The sequence below is a fragment of the Planktosalinus sp. genome (genome assembly GCF_059864935.1).
On record NZ_JCBCCK010000100.1, the window covers coordinates 1 to 16,221 of the forward strand.

The 16,221-nt window shown below is 40.7% G+C and carries 19 protein-coding genes; 5 read left to right on the top strand and 14 right to left on the bottom strand.

Annotation, left to right across the window (positions count from 1 at the left end; genetic code table 11):
* Positions 1–79 precede the first annotated feature (79 nt).
* Entirely contained in the window at positions 80–1,051 is a 972-nt protein-coding gene (locus tag AC6F75_RS04265) for a deoxyhypusine synthase family protein (RefSeq protein WP_500713707.1), read from the top strand.
* A 91-nt stretch (positions 1,052–1,142) separates the two neighbouring features.
* Positions 1,143–1,454 carry a hypothetical protein gene (locus AC6F75_RS04270; RefSeq protein ID WP_500713708.1) on the top strand — a complete coding sequence of 104 codons (312 nt, stop codon included), beginning with the start codon at positions 1,143–1,145 and terminating at the stop codon, positions 1,452–1,454.
* Positions 1,455–1,545: 91 nt separating this feature from the next.
* Here the strand turns inward: AC6F75_RS04270 and AC6F75_RS04275 are convergent, their stop codons facing one another.
* Complete coding sequence (locus tag AC6F75_RS04275; RefSeq protein WP_500713709.1) at positions 1,546–1,932, bottom strand: DUF6266 family protein; 387 nt, start codon at positions 1,930–1,932, stop codon at positions 1,546–1,548.
* 64 nt (positions 1,933–1,996) lie between these two features.
* Here AC6F75_RS04275 and AC6F75_RS04280 point away from each other — a divergent pair, with 64 nt between their 5' ends.
* Positions 1,997–2,560 carry an REP-associated tyrosine transposase gene (locus tag AC6F75_RS04280; RefSeq protein WP_500713710.1) on the top strand — a complete coding sequence of 188 codons (564 nt, stop codon included), beginning with the start codon at positions 1,997–1,999 and terminating at the stop codon, positions 2,558–2,560.
* A 121-nt stretch (positions 2,561–2,681) separates the two neighbouring features.
* Positions 2,682–3,620: a hypothetical protein gene (locus tag AC6F75_RS04285; RefSeq protein WP_500713711.1), complete on the top strand. Its 939-nt coding sequence runs from the start codon at positions 2,682–2,684 to the stop codon at positions 3,618–3,620.
* Positions 3,621–3,650: 30 nt separating this feature from the next.
* On the opposite strand, the gene AC6F75_RS04290 is transcribed toward AC6F75_RS04285, so the two are convergent.
* From AC6F75_RS04290 to AC6F75_RS04300, 3 genes are read right to left on the bottom strand one after another with little or no spacing between them, the layout of a single operon-like run.
* The gene (locus AC6F75_RS04290; protein WP_500713712.1) at positions 3,651–5,039 is read right to left on the bottom strand and encodes an MptA/MptB family glycosyltransferase; all 1,389 of its coding nucleotides are present in this window, start codon (positions 5,037–5,039) and stop codon (positions 3,651–3,653) included.
* Positions 5,036–6,523 carry a glycosyltransferase gene (locus AC6F75_RS04295; RefSeq protein WP_500713713.1) on the bottom strand — a complete coding sequence of 496 codons (1,488 nt, stop codon included), beginning with the start codon at positions 6,521–6,523 and terminating at the stop codon, positions 5,036–5,038. Before AC6F75_RS04295 ends, AC6F75_RS04290 begins: the two co-directional genes overlap by 4 nt.
* Entirely contained in the window at positions 6,520–7,224 is a 705-nt protein-coding gene (locus AC6F75_RS04300; protein ID WP_500713714.1) for a glycosyltransferase, read from the bottom strand. The genes AC6F75_RS04295 and AC6F75_RS04300 overlap by 4 nt, the downstream gene beginning before the upstream one ends.
* 82 nt (positions 7,225–7,306) lie before the next feature.
* Between AC6F75_RS04300 and AC6F75_RS04305 the strand changes: the two genes are divergently transcribed.
* Complete coding sequence (locus AC6F75_RS04305; protein WP_500713715.1) at positions 7,307–7,672, top strand: DUF2784 family protein; 366 nt, start codon at positions 7,307–7,309, stop codon at positions 7,670–7,672.
* Between the two features lie 233 nt (positions 7,673–7,905).
* Here AC6F75_RS04305 and AC6F75_RS04310 read toward each other — a convergent pair whose 3' ends face one another.
* From AC6F75_RS04310 to arsM, 10 genes are all read right to left on the bottom strand, one after another.
* Entirely contained in the window at positions 7,906–8,262 is a 357-nt protein-coding gene (locus AC6F75_RS04310; RefSeq protein ID WP_500713716.1) for a hypothetical protein, read from the bottom strand.
* Between the two features lie 55 nt (positions 8,263–8,317).
* Entirely contained in the window at positions 8,318–8,641 is a 324-nt protein-coding gene (locus tag AC6F75_RS04315; RefSeq protein ID WP_500713717.1) for a type II toxin-antitoxin system PemK/MazF family toxin, read from the bottom strand.
* Complete coding sequence (locus tag AC6F75_RS04320) at positions 8,632–8,877, bottom strand: AbrB/MazE/SpoVT family DNA-binding domain-containing protein (protein ID WP_500713718.1); 246 nt, start codon at positions 8,875–8,877, stop codon at positions 8,632–8,634. The genes AC6F75_RS04315 and AC6F75_RS04320 overlap by 10 nt, the downstream gene beginning before the upstream one ends.
* A 57-nt stretch (positions 8,878–8,934) precedes the next feature.
* Complete coding sequence (locus tag AC6F75_RS04325) at positions 8,935–10,518, bottom strand: 4Fe-4S dicluster domain-containing protein (RefSeq protein WP_500713719.1); 1,584 nt, start codon at positions 10,516–10,518, stop codon at positions 8,935–8,937.
* Positions 10,519–10,521: 3 nt separating this feature from the next.
* Positions 10,522–10,755: a hypothetical protein gene (locus tag AC6F75_RS04330; RefSeq protein WP_500713720.1), complete on the bottom strand. Its 234-nt coding sequence runs from the start codon at positions 10,753–10,755 to the stop codon at positions 10,522–10,524.
* A gap of 17 nt (positions 10,756–10,772) precedes the next feature.
* Positions 10,773–12,077 carry an FAD-dependent oxidoreductase gene (locus AC6F75_RS04335; RefSeq protein WP_500713721.1) on the bottom strand — a complete coding sequence of 435 codons (1,305 nt, stop codon included), beginning with the start codon at positions 12,075–12,077 and terminating at the stop codon, positions 10,773–10,775.
* 542 nt (positions 12,078–12,619) lie between these two features.
* A complete protein-coding gene (locus AC6F75_RS04340) occupies positions 12,620–13,336 on the bottom strand; it encodes a TIGR04283 family arsenosugar biosynthesis glycosyltransferase (RefSeq protein WP_500713722.1) in 717 nt (238 codons plus the stop codon).
* 3 nt (positions 13,337–13,339) lie between these two features.
* The gene (locus AC6F75_RS04345) at positions 13,340–14,107 is read right to left on the bottom strand and encodes a DUF547 domain-containing protein (RefSeq protein ID WP_500713723.1); all 768 of its coding nucleotides are present in this window, start codon (positions 14,105–14,107) and stop codon (positions 13,340–13,342) included.
* 15 nt (positions 14,108–14,122) lie between these two features.
* Complete coding sequence (locus AC6F75_RS04350) at positions 14,123–15,241, bottom strand: inorganic phosphate transporter (protein ID WP_500713724.1); 1,119 nt, start codon at positions 15,239–15,241, stop codon at positions 14,123–14,125.
* 11 nt (positions 15,242–15,252) lie between these two features.
* Positions 15,253–16,221: arsenosugar biosynthesis arsenite methyltransferase ArsM (gene arsM, locus AC6F75_RS04355; protein WP_500713725.1), on the bottom strand; the 969-nt coding region annotated here is incomplete at its 5' end.

Sequence of the window (16,221 nt, forward strand, 5' to 3'; positions counted from 1 at the left end):
GAAAAAACTGGAAAAAAAGTTGTAAGCCCCTTATCTGCAAAGACGTTTCTTGTAAACAAATCAAAAAAAACAAATGAAAATGAATAAAGGACCCATTTCACAATTTATCGAAAAATACTATTTACACTTCAACGCAGCAGCTTTGGTTGATGCCGCCAAAGGTTATGAAGACCAACTCAATCAGGGATCAAAAATGCTGGTCTCCCTGGCTGGAGCGATGAGTACCGGCGAGCTTGGTAAAATATTTGCCGAAATGATCCGTCAAGACAAGGTGCAAATCATTTCCTGTACCGGTGCCAATCTTGAGGAAGACATCATGAACCTTGTGGCACATTCGCACTATGAGCGCATTCCCAATTACCGCGATTTAACCCCGGAACAAGAATGGGAGTTGCTTGAAAAAGGCCTCAACCGCGTGACAGACACCTGTATTCCCGAAGAAGAAGCTTTCAGAAGACTGCAAAAACACATCTTCGAAATCTGGAAGGAAGCCGATGAAAAGGGCGAACGCTACCTGCCGCATGAGTTTATGTACAAAATGCTGCTTTCAGGTGTTTTGGAACAGTATTACGAAATTGACTTGAAAGATTCGTGGATGTATGCTGCCGCCGAAAAAAACCTGCCTATGGTCGTTCCCGGATGGGAAGACAGCACTATGGGGAATATTTTTGCCTCTTATGTACTGAAAGGCGAACTCAAAGCCAGCACCATGAAAAGCGGTATTGAGTACATGACCTTTTTAGCCGATTGGTACACGGAGAATTCCGAAAAAGGCATTGGTTTCTTCCAGATTGGAGGAGGTATAGCCGGCGATTTCCCAATATGTGTGGTGCCCATGCTGTATCAGGATATGGAAAGAACAGACACGCCCTTCTGGAGTTATTTCTGCCAAATATCTGATTCTACGACCAGTTACGGTTCCTATTCCGGTGCTGTCCCCAATGAGAAAATCACCTGGGGAAAACTGGACATTAAAACCCCAAAATTTATCATAGAAAGTGATGCTACAATCGTTGCACCTCTTATATTTGCCTACTTATTAGATATGTAATTTATGAAATGCCTACCAACTAATTATAATGCTATGGATATGCTTTTTAAGGTATTCCATCTGACCTATAAAAAACAATAGAAAAGCACAGATGAAACGAATTATAGTTGACTTTAAGAAACTTACCCCTGAAATTCTAAAACTCCTGGTCGAAAAATACCCGGAAGGTTATGACGATATGAACATCATTTCATTTAAAAACGCCGCCGGCGAAATCGTGGAATGTGTGGAAGTGCGCACCGAAGACACCATCTATCTGGTAAAAGTAAGCACCAAACTGGAACGCACCATGGAAAACTATGACGAAGACGACTATGAAGACTTCGCTGACGACGATCCGGAAGCAGTACAACCCCCGGATGATTTGGCCGATGATATTGATGAAGAAGAGGAGTTAGATTAAACTCATTTAAAATATTCAGAGTCACCCCACATTGTTTTTAAATAGTGTGGGTTTTTTATTCGTCTTACGTCCTACGTCTTACAGTCCTACGTCAATCAAAAACAACATACCTGCTATCCGCCGTCACCCCTGACTCCGGGTTCCTGAAACTTGCCCAGCAATGCACTTCAGTAGTTGCAAAATAGGTGGGCAGGGGTAGCAGTACTTCACCGTCCTGCCGTGTTGCGGCGTCTTGTGAAAAGTAATACTCATGCGTTTCAGGGGCATACACCACTACCAAAAGCAGGTCATCTGGTTCTGCCAGCCCTTGATTGCTGTTATCCTTCCACGAGAGGGCAAGGGCATTTTCTGCAGTAATGCTTGCTGCGGTGACTTCAATGGCCCGCAGTTCGCCCATACTCACCAGCGCTTTGGGGTAGTCAATAGTGACCGTGTCACCGGTAATCCCCCGCTTCCGCGCGATTGCATCGCGTGGCATTTAACCTTCAAGAACTTTCCAAAAGGCATATTGTAATAAATATAAAATTCTGTAATTTTATTCTATGAGCAGAAATTACAAATTTCATAACCCTGAAGGCTTATATTTTGTAAGCTTTGCAGTTGTGGAGTGGCTGGATGTATTTACCAGAAACGAGTATAAAGACATCCTTATAGAAAGTCTCTCCTATTGCCAAAAAAACAAAGGCATGGAAATTTTTGCATGGTGTATTATGACCAACCACGTTCATTTGGTGTTCAGGAGTATTGACGGCTTAGACCCAGCAATGTTGTTGGGAGATTTTAAGCGATTTACAAGTAAAGCCATAGTCAAAGCAATAAAGGAAAACCCTAAAGAAAGCAGAAAGGAATTTTTGTTAGAACAATTTAAAAAAGCCGGAGCAAAAGCATCCAATGTGAATGAATTTCAGTTTTGGAGGCATGACAACAAACCTATTGAGTTGTGGAGCAATAAAGTGATTTACGAGAAAATAAGTTATATTCACAAAAACCCGGTGGAGGCTGGTTTGGTTTATTATCCCGAAGATTATGTTTACAGCAGTGCTGCAGATTATGCAGATAAAAAAGGTTTATTGAATAATGTGATCGTTTTTCAGTATTTTGGTTGAGATTTTGCATGGCCACGCGATGCAATCGCGCGGTAGCGTAAGGTTTTCTTGATTCGTAAGAAACTCACCGCTTAAAACTGTTACATCTAGAAAGAAATAGCACTATAGTACAAAAGACAACATGAAGTTTTTAAAATGGAATAAACCATTAGGTAAAAAAGATAAAAGTGTTTCAAATGATTCACCTGAGTATAAAATTATTCATTTAATTGAAGGTGTTTATGAATCAGAAATTAACAAAGAGATACCACTTACCGATCAATTTGAATTAATGGAATCCTATGTTTCTAATGGTGAGTATTTTTCAGAAAATCAAATTTTATTTTGTTTAGGTTCCAGAATTCACGGAAGTGGTCGGATTTATATAAAGCCACAATTTGGAGGTAAATTGGAAAACATTTTAATTAATTTGGGTCAATCGATATCATTTAACGACAAACTTTTCTCATATACTCAAATACAAGATAAAGATATTATAGCTGAAAAAGTGTTTGAACAGAATAGAAATAAACTCGAAGACACAGAAGTCATTTATTTGGAAGATGATTTTACAGATGACAAAACAATTGAGGTTATTAAAGTAAGTTCTGAAGAAACTCAGTATTTTAAATTATATCGAGATCAAACAGAATATGCACATGATTTTTTAGGTCTAACCTTCACAAATCATAACGGATATGTTTATATAAACTTCAACTCACGAAATGAAGATATTACAATTGCTAAAGGAGACTCACTAATTTTCCTATTTGAAGACAAAACAAAACTAAATTTCACTTTTGAGAATCCTGGTGAGGGTACAAAGGGATATAGGTTCAACCATGTGGGAATTGGATTCGAAGAGCTAAATAATTTTCTCACGAAGAATTTATTAAAAGTTAAAATGATAAGTAAACTCAAGAAACTTTACAGTATTTATCACTTGAATCATAGAATAAATGAAAATGTATCTCTAATAGCTTATCAAAAAGCTCAATATTCCAATGAAAGAGAAGGACAATACCTTTTGAGGTTTATTACTGCTCGTTTTATAGAAATGAATCAAAAGTTTAAGATTTAGTAATCTATTCATCTCGCTACCCCGCCCCCGCTACCGCGCGATTGCATCGCGTGGCACGCTTCCCAACTTTTTAACAAAAACCTCACAAACAAAATACCCCAGTACGACCAAATATTCCAACCCCACCAACCACAAATTCTCCTGAAAGCCTCCCGTGCCATAAGCAGAATAACTCAGTACAATCATAAAACTCCACACGAGCAAAAAGCGGTAGCGGGTAAAAATGCTGAGTACCACCGGGACGGTCAAGTACCAGGGATGTGCCGTGGTGGAGAGCAGGTAGTAAAAACAAATGCCAAAGAGCATTAACACCAACAAGCGGGAAAGGTCTTTTGCTTTTTTGAAAAAGCTGAGGTAAAGCAAAAACAAAACCACCACCACCGGCAGTATTTTGCCTACTGTGCCAATGATGTTCCAGCCCACGGTTTCAAAACCAATCCAACGAATGAGATAATACACACTGGCGTTAAATTCAAAGCTGGTAAAGTAGAGGCTGAGGGTGGCACTAAAGTTTTGTATAAATGCTTCAGAGAGAAACGGGACAAACAATACCAACACCGTTGCGAAAACCGTGATATAATAGACCGTAAGCTTTTTAAGTGCGAAGGCTTTGGTGGGAAACTGTCCTATAAAATAAGGCAATAACAACGGCAAAAACAGCAAAGGGATTAATTTAGTTCCCACTGAAAGTCCAAGAAACACCGCACTACACAACCATTTCTTGACCGCCATAAAGTACAGCGCACCCACCAAAAAGAAGACCATCACACCTTCAAAGTGCAGGTTTCCGGTGAGTTCGATGATGATAAACGGGTTTAAAAAGAACCAAAAGATATGGTGTTTGGGCAGTTTGAGTTTTTCTAAAAGTTTCTTTCCAAACAATAAGGTCCCAATGTCAGCTGCTATAAGGATAAGCTTAAGCACAATTACAGAACCCAAAATACTGTTTCCGGCAAGGAGGGCGGCCAGGGCATACATAAATTGCGACAGCGGCGGGTAGTTGCTGTAATGGCTGGCGTTGAGGGCGCCCATGCCGTTGATGAGTTCTTGAGCCTGCCCTTCGGCTCCGCTCAGGGACCAGGCTTCAAGCGAAGCGAAGGAATCCGGTGTAAAAAGGTAAGGATTGATTCCTTGAATCAACAACCTTCCGTCCCAAAGGAAGCGGTAAAAGTCTTGTGAGAGGTTGGGGATGGAAAAGATAAACACAGCCCTAAGGGCAATACCCGTCCAGAAGAGGAAGTTAAAGTTGCCCGCATTGGTTTGCACCAGTTTGTAAAACAAAAAGAACAAGGCAGCATAGAGGCTGAGCAGCTTAATAAAATCACTGCGTTCGAGTTGGTAAGCAAAAGACCCATAAAACACCAGGCTGACCAAAACCATCAGCAGGGGAATGCGGTGGAGTTGCAGCCAGGGTTTCATGACTTTCGCTTTAGCGATTTAAAAAACACATAGCCAAAACCCAGAAACAACATCAGGTGAAAGGGAAACAATCCAAAATCACCTGCCTGGCTCACCACAAAAGCACTGTACATACCAAAGGCAAAATAACCCATTAGTAGTCCTTCAAGGATGAGTTGTGGGGAGAGTTTGGTTTTTAAGTACACATTGCCTTTCCAGGAATCGTTGATGGAGTTTATGTTGAATTTTGGGGTTCTTATGAATTCGCTTTTCTTGCCCAGATGCCCTTCAAGTATGGCAAGTGTATTGTGCAGTGAAAAGCCCATCGCAATGGAGAAAAAAGTAAAAAACATCCCGATATACCGGATGAAGTTTTTAAAACCGCCACCATATATTTGTTTAAACATCACCCAGTAACAAGCAAAGAAAATAAGCGTGCTCACCACAAAAAAGCTCATCACGATAAAATAGACTTTCAGGTGTCCATATTCGTTTTTGATGTAAAGCATCGGGATGCTCAATATTGCGACGATAAAGATGTTGAGAAACATCGTGCTGTTGAGCAAATGCAGCAGTCCGTGGATTTTGGTCTTAAACGGAATGGAGGGGGAAGTGATTAACTTCCACTTCATCTTTTGAAAGTTTTCAGCCCCGCCCTTGTTCCACCGGAACTGCTGCGAGCGCGCCGCACTAATCACGACAGGAAGCTCTGCCGGGGTTTCCACATCTTCCAAATAGGTGAATTTCCAGCCTTTTAATTGAGCGCGGTAGCTTAAATCGAGGTCTTCGGTGAGGGTGTCGCCTTCCCAGTTGCCGGCATCGATGATGCACTGTTTACGCCAGATGCCCGCCGTACCGTTAAAATTGATAAAGTGGTCGTGGCTGTTCCTACCCACCTGCTCCAGCGTAAAATGAGCATCCAAAGCAAATGCCTGCACTTTGGTAAGCAATGAATAGTCACGGTTGATATGCCCCCAACGCGTTTGCACCACACCAATGTTTTCACCGGTAAAATGCGGGACTGTGCGTTTCAGCCAGTCAGCTTTGGGAAGGAAGTCGGCATCAAAGATGGCGATGAATTCGCCTTTGGAGGTTTTCAATCCTTCTTTGAGTGCACCGGCTTTAAAACCTGTTCTAATAATTCTTGTAATGTGCTTGATGTCCAGACCGGTTTGACGCAGTTCTTCAACAAGAGTTTTGGTGATTTCCAGACTATCGTCAGTGGAATCATCCAGCACCTGAATTTCCAGTTTTTCTTTGGGGTAATCTATTTTAGCTATGTTTCTGAGCAGGCGTTCGATGACATATTTTTCGTTGTAAACAGGCAATTGGATGGTCACTTCGGGCACTTCTTCGGGCTTGTTCCAGTTGATTTTTTTTGGGGTACTTGTTTTGTTTTTATTCCTGAGGTAATTAAAAAGCAGGTTGAGTTGTGCCAGTGCGTAAATGAGAATAAACACCAGCGAAACAGTGTAAAGTACAATGACAATGGTTTCTATAATCATTTCTTAAAACTGTATTTAAAGATCCAACCCAATATTTTTATTCCGGCTTTGACCGCTGCCATTAGGTTTCCCGAAATTTTTGAAACCCCAATGCGGTTTTTGTAACGCACGGGCACTTCGGTATAGCTGTATTTTTTTCGTAAAGCTTTCAGTTGCATTTCCACCGTCCAGCCATATGTTTTGTCCTCCATTTGCAAAGCTAAAAGCTTAGGGTATTTTATCGCCCTAAACGGACCCAAATCTGTAAACCGCGACCTGAAAAACAAACGCATCAAAGTAGTCGCGAGCCAATTTCCGAATATTTGTGGAAAGGTCATGGAACCTTTTTCGCGTAAGTGTTTTACCCGTGCGCCAATGACCAGGTCGATATCTTCTTCAAGTATAGGGGCGACGATTTTGGTGAGTTCTTCAGGGTAATCGCTGTAATCGCCGTCGAGAAAAACCACGATGTCGGGTTTGGTTGCCTGGTTTGCAATGTAATCCAGCCCCTCCAAGCAGGCATAGCCATAGCCCATATTTTCTTCACGCAACACAGTAGCACCGGCTTTTATAGCGACGGCTTCGGTCTGGTCTGATGAGGTGTTGTTTACCACAATAATCTCAGTAACAATGGCAGGAATTTCTGCAATTACCTTGCCGATGGAAGCCTCTTCATTGAATGCCGGAATGATGACTATGATGATGGGTTGTGGGCGGGTCATTAAATTTTCACTATTTTTAGCAATAACAAAGATATTTTATTTCTTATGGAATTAAGACGAATTGTTTGTTAAATCCTTACCGATGCTTGAGTTTTTAAATTATTTCTTTTACGTTTTCCACACAGTGTTGATAGTATTCAACCTCTTTGGCTGGCTGCATCCCAAAACCAGGAAGTTGCACCTATATAGTTTGTTGATTACCTTGTTCTCTTGGGGTGTTTTGGGTATTTGGTATGGGTTTGGCTACTGCTTTTTAACCGACTGGCACTATCAGGTGTTACGCGAGTTAGGTGAAACAGGAATGCCCAGCAGTTATATTGCTTTTTTAGTAGAAAAACTCACCGGCTGGCTACCCGATGGCGATTTGGTCAACACAATGACGCTGGTGCTTACAGCAGTGGTTTTGGTTTGTTCGGTTTGGATGAATTTTTTTAGGGGGAGGAGGTGAAAAAAAGTTAATGGTTAATGGGTAAATGGATTATTGACTGTAGCTTTAATTTAAAATCAGCGAAGAACAGCTGAATCCGTGTCATCTGCGTTCTATTATTTTAAAATCAAAATGGCACGCTAATGACGCTGATGTGGCGGATACTCACGGATTATTTTATTACTTCTCATTCACCAACTTCATCAAGTGCACATCATTCCAAAAAAAATCATCGGGGTAAATATTTTCTTATATCAACAAAACTCAATCAATTTGCGGTCAAAATAAATAATTGGAAACTCGGTACAACCACCAACTTCGCCTGCGTTTTTATCCTCTTCATTATGTGCTAAAATCCAAACACCTGACTTGTGTTTTATGATCAAGCCATCAAAAAGTACTTTTCCTCCGGTCAGGTTAGTGCTTCCATCCTGTAAAACTTTGATTTTGTTGCCTTTTATTTCCACATCACAGGTAGCGTTGTTCATCCTTCCGCCAAATTCGGCAAAGTAGAGTTCATAGTTGAAGGTGCCTTGGGGGATGGTTTCTATTTCCTGAGAAAACCCTTCAAAAGAAATCAGTAAGCAAATTATAACAATTGTTTTTATCATTGAAATAGTTATTTTTCATACACCAACCTCATCAAATCAACAAAGTCTAATTTAGTTAATCAACAAATGTTTCTTTAATGACTGCTTTGCACAGGGTGATTTCAGCATCGGTTAGTTTTTCAAATATTTTTATTACTCTGGTTTTATCAACCGTTCTGATTTGATCCAAGGCAATCATTCCCTTTTTTGAATTGTGGTTTACAGCGACCCTGGTGGGATACTTTTTGAGATTAGTGGTCATAGGTGCAAGTACAATGGTATTGAGGTATTTGTTCATTTCATTCGGCGAAATAATGACACACGGGCGTGTCTTTTTTATTTCGCTACCTATGCTCGGATCCAGGTTAACAAGTACAATGGTGTATTGTGCTAACTCCATTCTTCAAGGGTTTCATCTTCAAAAACATCATTGATTAAAAGTGCATCATCACCGCTTTCGGCCATTTTTTTGAATTGCTTTTCCCAGTTTTTTCTGGGTGCATCCACAGGCTTTAGAACGATGTGTCCTTTCTCAAGGATTATTTCTACTTTATCCTTAATGTTGTATTTTTCCAAAATTGTTTTGCTCAAGCGAAGCCCTTTTGAATTTCCTATTTTGATGATTGAAGTCTCCATTGTTATTCTAATAAATGTTATTACAAAGTAAACACATTTTTTTATATTTTCAAAATACTATTTCTCATTCACCAACTTCATCAAATCTACATCATTTCCTAAGAGGATTTCATTGGGGTTGATTCTGCCTTTCAAGCTGTCGTTTTCCAGTTTTAAGACCCCACGCGGACAAACAGCGGCACAAATACCGCAACCCACACAGCTGGAGCGTATGATGTTTTCCCCTTTTTGGGCATAGGCACGCACGTCAATGCCCATTTCGCAATAGGTGGAGCAGTTTCCGCAGGAGATGCATTGCCCGCCATTGGTAGTAATCCTGAATTTTGAAAACAAGCGTTGCTGAAAGCCAAGTATAGCCGCCATTGGGCATCCCATACGGCACCACACCCGGTTTCCGAAAATGGGATAAAAACCCGTGCCGATGACCCCGGCAAAAATACTTCCGATAAGAAAACCATAAGTGCTTCTCAGGGTTTCGGTTTCAAACAAAAACAATTGCGACCCTTGAAAATAATGCAAGCCAATGAGCGCGAGTATGATTACAAAATAACCGGTAGCACCATAGAGGGCATCTTTTTTGAATTCGTGTCGTTTAAAAATCATCACCCATGCAAAAACAGCGGTGAGCAAAAGACCGACCCCAATAAGAAATACATCACGGGTCAACCAATAACCTTTGGAGTCGTCACCCAGATAAGAATAAACAACCGCAGTAGTCATTAATACCACAAAAACCACCACGCTATGCACCACCCATCGCTCTACTTTCCAAGCAAACAAGCGTTTGTCACTTAAATGCCGGAAGGAGTCGCCCGCAGTTTCAGCAAGTCCGCCGCAGCCACACACCCAGGAGCAGTACCAGCGTTTGCCATATTTGTAGGTGAGGATAGGTGTGATAATAAAAATGGACGCAACTCCAAATATAAGTAAGGCAATACCGATACTTCCGGCACTTACAAACTCGTCCACACGGTATTGCTCAAAGTTGTAATGGTTGAGCGGCCAGATGTTTTTCAAGTCATAATAGGGCAGGGAGAAACTTTCGCTATTTAAGCGCATCATAAACTCCGGAATCAAAAAAGCAAAGCCCAATTGAAAGAACATTACAGAGAAGGTACGCAACCGCTGATAGTGGTTGTGACGGTATTTATAAATGAATTTGATTCCAAAAAACACCACGGCAATGGTGTAGAAAGTGCCATAGACAAACCACTGGCTTGCGGGATTGCCGCTCAGTAAGTTACTCAAAGGGTCAAAGAGTGCGACAAGACCTGTGTTGCTTTCGCCTTGAGCGGTTAGTCCCAGATACTGCGGATAAAAATAAAGCACGATATAAAACCCCGTGAGAAAAATACCCAGCATCCACGCCCAAAAGCCACGGTTTGTAAAGGCATTGATATATATTCCGTCGTTTTTAATCCCGGCGGTTTTGTTTTGGTATTTGTTAACACCAAACCAGACAATACCAGTACAAATAGCTCCAAGGGCAAGTGAAAGCCACAAGGTTTTGTTTGGAAAGCTTGTATTGAAAGTTGCCAACGTAAGTATAAAAAGCCCTGTAAACCCAAGCAATGTTGCCAGTTTTTGCTGAAGCGAAAGTGTATAAGTGGTATCTCCGGTTGCTGAAATGTTGTGAGCCATAAGCTATTGTTTTTTAAACCATTCAAGGGTTTCTTGCCAAGTGTAATAAGTTGCTTTTCCTTCAACTACTTTGTGTTCTGCATTATCCAATGCCTCCTTTTGAGAATCTGATAATTGATCGGGAGCATAAAAAATATCTACCGGCAACAATTCAGCAAGCTGTTTTCGCTTCTCTAAGGAGAGTGAAGTGATTGCTTTTACAAATTCTTTAATTCTATTTTTTTCTGAAACGGGCATACATTCAAATTAAATAATTAATGACTAACTGACTCATTTTTTTCTTGAAACTTATGGTATATCTGATTTTCATAGCGCTTATAAAACTCCGGGTCAAAATGGGCTTGTCTCAGGTTTTTAATAACTTCATCGACAGTTTTCCCTGCTGTGAGCCAGTGGTCAATGACTTCGTGACGCAATCTGATTCCAAAGGTGTTGATGCCTAAAAACTTTCGGGAGTGTGTTTCATAACAAAATGTGATGCCTTTTTTCCCATCTTTATAATGCCAGTGAAAATGAGCCTCTCCCTCGCGGGGTAAGTGAAATACCCAGCCATAGGTTTGGTATTCGATATCAAAAAATTTGGCACTGTTAAACCAGTGACCGGGTTTGTAGGGCATTTTGTTTCCGCAAAGGGTTTGTGCCACTACTTCTCCCATCATCCTGCCGGTGTACCAGACAGCTTCCACCGGTTTTCGGTCTCCCGTGGGTTCCTGTTGCTCGGCACAGTCGCCAATGGCATAGATGTTTTCAATGTTGGTTTGCAAATAGCGGTTTACTTTTACGCCTCTACCCAATGCAATTCCACTGTCTTTTAAAAAATCTATATTGGGGCTAACACCTGCTGTAAGCCCAACTAAATCACAAGAAATTTCTTCTCCGGTTTCTGCAATAACTACTGCTCTGGCACGACCGTTGTCATCTGAGAGAATTTCTTTCAAATTCATTTCCAATCGTAAATCAATGTGGTGTTCTCTGATATGTTTATTAATCAGTTTAGCATCGCTTTCCGGCAACACATTGTCCCAAAAGTCTTTTTCTCTGACTAGAAAAGTGACCGGAATATTTCGGGTAGAGAGCATTTCCGCAAGTTCGACACCTATCAATCCGCCACCTACAATCACAGCGCGTTTACACACCTTATTATTCGGGGCGTTTTCTTCCAACAGGTCTAAATCCTGTTTGGAATAGAGTCCTTGAACACCCTTTAAATCTTCACCCGGCCAGCCAAATTTGTTGTATTTGGAACCCGAAGCGATGATGAGTTGGTCATACTGCATCATTTCTCCGTTAGAAAATATCAGTTTGTTTTCTTCAGGTAACACTTTGGAGACCCAGGCATTTTTGAGTTCGATGCGGTTTTTCTCCCAGAACCAGTCTTCATAGGGTTTGGTATGTTCATATTTCATATGCCCCATATAGATATACATCAAGGCGGTGCGGGAAAAGAAATAATCAGTCTCCCCGGAAATGACGGTAATTTTATTATTTGAAAGTTTCCGGATATGCCGGGCAGCAGTGATGCCTGCGATGCCGTTTCCTATGATGACGATGTGTTGCATAGATGGATTTTTGAGATAATTTATAACACCATTTTTCCTTTGTCGAAATAGATTTGATAAACTTAATGAATTTTTAAAGAATTTATCTGAAATTCGGTTATCTTTGATAGAAGCCTGATGAGGTTCCAAAACTAGAATCTATTACTCTCTCATATAAAATTGAAAATTCCTAAATCTAAAACTTTCTTGTATTTAGCATTAATAGTCTTAATTTATTTTTCATTATTGGTCTATTGGGAATACAACCCACCTGGTTCCACCGAAGTAATACGATTTATAGGAGAATTAATAACGGTGCCATTGTTGGGTTTTCTGTTTTTTAGTACTGTTTATAGTTTAATTCAAATATTAAAAAAAGGAAATGATAAAATTTATATAATTGTTTTCTTGCTTAATTTAATCACAGTGTTGTTTTTAACACTCTGGCATAATAAAAGGCTTTAGTTTATACTAAAAAACGAAGCCATAAAGAGAAAATGTGCCAATGATGCATTAAAGTTATTTGTGATAGAGGAAAACACTCAATTTTCTAAACAAACTATTCAAATTAATGTATTTGAAGTGCTATTATTCTGTAGTGGCTTTATGTTTTTTAAATAGTATCTATAAATTTCATCAGCCGAAGCGCCAAACCATTTCTTAACATAAATCGCCCAGAAATGATACTGTAGCTTCCAAATGCCTTTCTCATCATATCGCCTTGCAGAGGTGGTCAACCATTGTGGGATTACCACAAATTGCTTTCGCTTGTAAAGCTCATTGATCAGGATATTATCTTCATAGATGATGTATGCTTCATCATACCCGCCTATTTCATCAAAAAGTTGTTTTGTAATAAACTGGCTTTGATCCCCTCCGCGACACGCACGCCAATTGAATTTGGTAAGCCAGCCGGCCAGCCTTAGCCACCAGTGGTTGTGGTCAAACCTCATTTGAAAGCAGCCAGCCCTATTTCCTTTTTTTACCTCTTTAAGAATGTATTGGTCAAAGCCTTTCGGCGGAAAAGAATCTGCGTGAAGAAAATATAGGATTTCGCCGGCAGATTGTTTTGCTCCGGTATTCATTTGCCTGGCCCTGCCTTTTTCTGAATGAACTACAAAAACACCTTCTCTTTTTGCCACCTCCACTGAAGCGTCACTACTTCCACCATCAACAACAATGATTTCAACATTCCCATTTGCGTTGCTTTTTAGATAGGGGAGCAACACCTTTAGGTTTTCTTCTTCATTCAAAACCGGAATGATGATGCTTAAGGTCATGGGTTATTTTTTTTCGTTCAAATCCCAGTTGTAATCCAGAAAAGTCACCCTGGCATTGGGGTTTATTTTTACATCAGTATATTGACTCACATAATGCGCAAGCGACCGGATTCCGTCAATTAAATAATCTTTTTCATACCACTTGAAAATATTGGAAAGCTGCAACTCGTTTTCTGAAATTTTGTTCTCCGGGGAGTTTATAAACTCACGGGTTAATTTATCGAGTTGTGCTTCCAGCTTATCTGCTGTAAAAGCTTTGTTGTGCAATTTAGGACAGGAAACCGAAGCACAGTTGATGGCAAAATGAATGCGGGGCTCATCCATGGACCTCAAAATGTCATGTTCAATATTATTGAGCGAATATCTGGTATCACCTAAGCTGAAAAATTTTCTTCCCCAAGGCCTGTTAATGTCTTTGATGCTTTTGACAGGATAATTTTCCAAAATCAACTCAACGGTAAAGGCATTGTAAACATTGATGTAATAAGCCAATGTTTCATTGCGCGACCAGTTTGGCTGAGGAGGGTTGTCTGAAAGTTTATTCAGGTATTTTTTTAACTGGCTGCGGTCTTTTAAAAATCCTTTATAGTCAACATTGCCTTTGCTATCAACGTGTTTTTGGAGTAATTGATTCCAAAGTGAATGATCAAAAGGAGCTTGTTCAGCTACAGGGGGAAGTGCGCTTAAATCACTTTTTGTTGCAGGGTTTAAGGGTTTGGAAAAACCAAAAGAAATAAAGAATACAGACAGTAAGAATAGCGTGGTTTTCATTTTATAAAAATTTTATCAAATTAAATAATTCATTAATAAATATACAGAAGCACCAAAAAATGCTGCTATAGGTAAGGTCAATGCCCAGGACAAAACAATTTTTGACACCATTTTGATGTCTGCCTTTTTAGTGACCGTTCCAATTCCAAAAATTGAGCCAACAGACACATGGGTTGTAGAAACGGGCAAACCGTGAATACTGGCTGAGGTCACTAACAAACCGGTAATGAGGTTGGCGCTTAAACCTTGTCCGGAACTCATGGGCGTAATTTTTTTACTCATTGTCAATCCCACTTTTTTGGCACTGACGACGCCCCCAACAGCCATTGCAATCCCTAGGGCAAGCATGCCCCACTTAACCTCAAATGCATTGATCACCAATAGTAAACCCACAATTTTGGGCGTGTCATTTAGTCCGCGGGCAAAGCTCACAACCCCGGCACTCAAAAAGTGAAGGGCATCCATTACTTTCTGAATGGAAATCCCAAGTATTTCGCCATCATACTTTTCCGTAAAACGCTCTTTTTTACAACTTACAATTTCTAGTTGTGAACCTTTAGTTGCCAAAAAAGAGTTTCCCTGAAGTTGTATGGAATTTTCTTCAACTTCACTTAAACAAAGGCAATCACTTTTAGAAATACCGGTTTTTTCCCTGATGAACCGAAAAATCAAGTATGCAATAAAACTTAAGACAGCTGCCAAAAGAGGACTGACCAATAATGGAAATAAAAAGGAAGCTCCTAATTTTGAAAAATTGAATTCCATTCCCACTGCCATTAAACCGGTTCCAAATAGGGCGCCCACCAAGCCATGGGTTGTTGAGATGGGCATACCGATTTTAGTGGCAAGAAAAACCGTTAATGCAGCTCCCATTGCCACTGAAATTGCAAAAACGGGCATTTGTGCCAATTCCTCAGGAACGAGTCCGTTTCCGGAAAAATTCTTGATGAGTGCGCTTGCTAAAAAAATTGCAGCAACAGAACCTGCAAATGTGGTTATTGTTGCCCAGGTGATGGCCTTTTTATAATTGGTGGTGTTACTCCCAAAAAGTGTTGCCACTCCTTTGAAATTATCATTGGCGCCATTGGTATAGGCTAAAAAACAGGCTGCGATAAAGAGCAGGATCAAGAGCATAATTTATGGGTTTAACAACACCCGCCACCATCATAGTGGAAAGTGGATTCACTGATAAAAATATCGTCACGTCCAAGAGCTGCAAGAGCTCCGGCGGTTTTATCACAAATGGCCAACGGCTGGTTTTTTAATAGAATATGTCCTTTTTTATCATCTAAAAAGGGTTCGTCTCCGTAGTAAATAGCCGCTTTGCCGGTAAAAACACAGGATCCGTCTGCCGGCATTGGGTCTTTAATAGCCGCTACTTCAATGGATTCAATATAAATCAACTCATCAGTGGGATAATGTTTTGGGTCGAGGATGCGGTAGGGTTTTCTGGCGCGAATTTCTATGGTTCCAAAACCGGCATCTGTAAGGGCCTTCACATAGTCTGCAATTGGCAGGCTTCCGCTCAGGCAAAGTGCGCGTAAACGGTCGTCGTTGCGTAAGGTCTCGTTCATTGACTGCTCACAGGTTGGGTCGCTCATCACTAGTTTTCCGTGTGGTTTTAATACCCGGTACATTTCTTCTATGGCTTTTTTTAAATCTTCGGCTTTGAAGATATTGAACAGGCAGTTTTGTGCGGCCACATCAATGGAATTGTCTTCCACCGGAAGGTTGAGTGCGTCTCCTTTTTTCAGTTCCACAAACTCGCTTTTGAACCAGGGGTTTACTTCTTCTGCTTCTTTGAAATTCTTGCGGGAGGCTTCCAGCATTTCATCGACCATATCCACTCCCACAACGCCGCCTTTTTCACGGTTGAAATAGGCAAATTGCAGCAGTTCCATACCGCCGCCCACGCCCACATAGAGCATTTTTGGATTGTTGGAAAGGTCACGGGCATGCACCGTGCTGCCGCAGCCATAGTTCATTTCCTGCATGATTTTCGGGATTTTCAGGCCCGGTAATTCCCATATTGGGTTGGTGGTACAGCACAAGCCCACATCAGGCGTGAGGGCTGCTTCTTTGTAAACGTTGTAAGTGGTATCTAAGTAGCTCAT

Bases quoted from the DNA above. Each gene is read 5' to 3' on its own strand.
- AC6F75_RS04265 (WP_500713707.1), top strand. From the start codon at position 80: ATGAATAAAGGACCCATTTCACAATTTATCGAAAAATACTATTTACAC.
- AC6F75_RS04270 (WP_500713708.1), top strand. From the start codon at position 1,143: ATGAAACGAATTATAGTTGACTTTAAGAAACTTACCCCTGAAATTCTA.
- AC6F75_RS04275 (WP_500713709.1), bottom strand. From the start codon at position 1,932: ATGCCACGCGATGCAATCGCGCGGAAGCGGGGGATTACCGGTGACACG.
- AC6F75_RS04280 (WP_500713710.1), top strand. From the start codon at position 1,997: ATGAGCAGAAATTACAAATTTCATAACCCTGAAGGCTTATATTTTGTA.
- AC6F75_RS04285 (WP_500713711.1), top strand. From the start codon at position 2,682: ATGAAGTTTTTAAAATGGAATAAACCATTAGGTAAAAAAGATAAAAGT.
- AC6F75_RS04290 (WP_500713712.1), bottom strand. From the start codon at position 5,039: ATGAAACCCTGGCTGCAACTCCACCGCATTCCCCTGCTGATGGTTTTG.
- AC6F75_RS04295 (WP_500713713.1), bottom strand. From the start codon at position 6,523: ATGATTATAGAAACCATTGTCATTGTACTTTACACTGTTTCGCTGGTG.
- AC6F75_RS04300 (WP_500713714.1), bottom strand. From the start codon at position 7,224: ATGACCCGCCCACAACCCATCATCATAGTCATCATTCCGGCATTCAAT.
- AC6F75_RS04305 (WP_500713715.1), top strand. From the start codon at position 7,307: ATGCTTGAGTTTTTAAATTATTTCTTTTACGTTTTCCACACAGTGTTG.
- AC6F75_RS04310 (WP_500713716.1), bottom strand. From the start codon at position 8,262: ATGATAAAAACAATTGTTATAATTTGCTTACTGATTTCTTTTGAAGGG.
- AC6F75_RS04315 (WP_500713717.1), bottom strand. From the start codon at position 8,641: ATGGAGTTAGCACAATACACCATTGTACTTGTTAACCTGGATCCGAGC.
- AC6F75_RS04320 (WP_500713718.1), bottom strand. From the start codon at position 8,877: ATGGAGACTTCAATCATCAAAATAGGAAATTCAAAAGGGCTTCGCTTG.
- AC6F75_RS04325 (WP_500713719.1), bottom strand. From the start codon at position 10,518: ATGGCTCACAACATTTCAGCAACCGGAGATACCACTTATACACTTTCG.
- AC6F75_RS04330 (WP_500713720.1), bottom strand. From the start codon at position 10,755: ATGCCCGTTTCAGAAAAAAATAGAATTAAAGAATTTGTAAAAGCAATC.
- AC6F75_RS04335 (WP_500713721.1), bottom strand. From the start codon at position 12,077: ATGCAACACATCGTCATCATAGGAAACGGCATCGCAGGCATCACTGCT.
- AC6F75_RS04340 (WP_500713722.1), bottom strand. From the start codon at position 13,336: ATGACCTTAAGCATCATCATTCCGGTTTTGAATGAAGAAGAAAACCTA.
- AC6F75_RS04345 (WP_500713723.1), bottom strand. From the start codon at position 14,107: ATGAAAACCACGCTATTCTTACTGTCTGTATTCTTTATTTCTTTTGGT.
- AC6F75_RS04350 (WP_500713724.1), bottom strand. From the start codon at position 15,241: ATGCTCTTGATCCTGCTCTTTATCGCAGCCTGTTTTTTAGCCTATACC.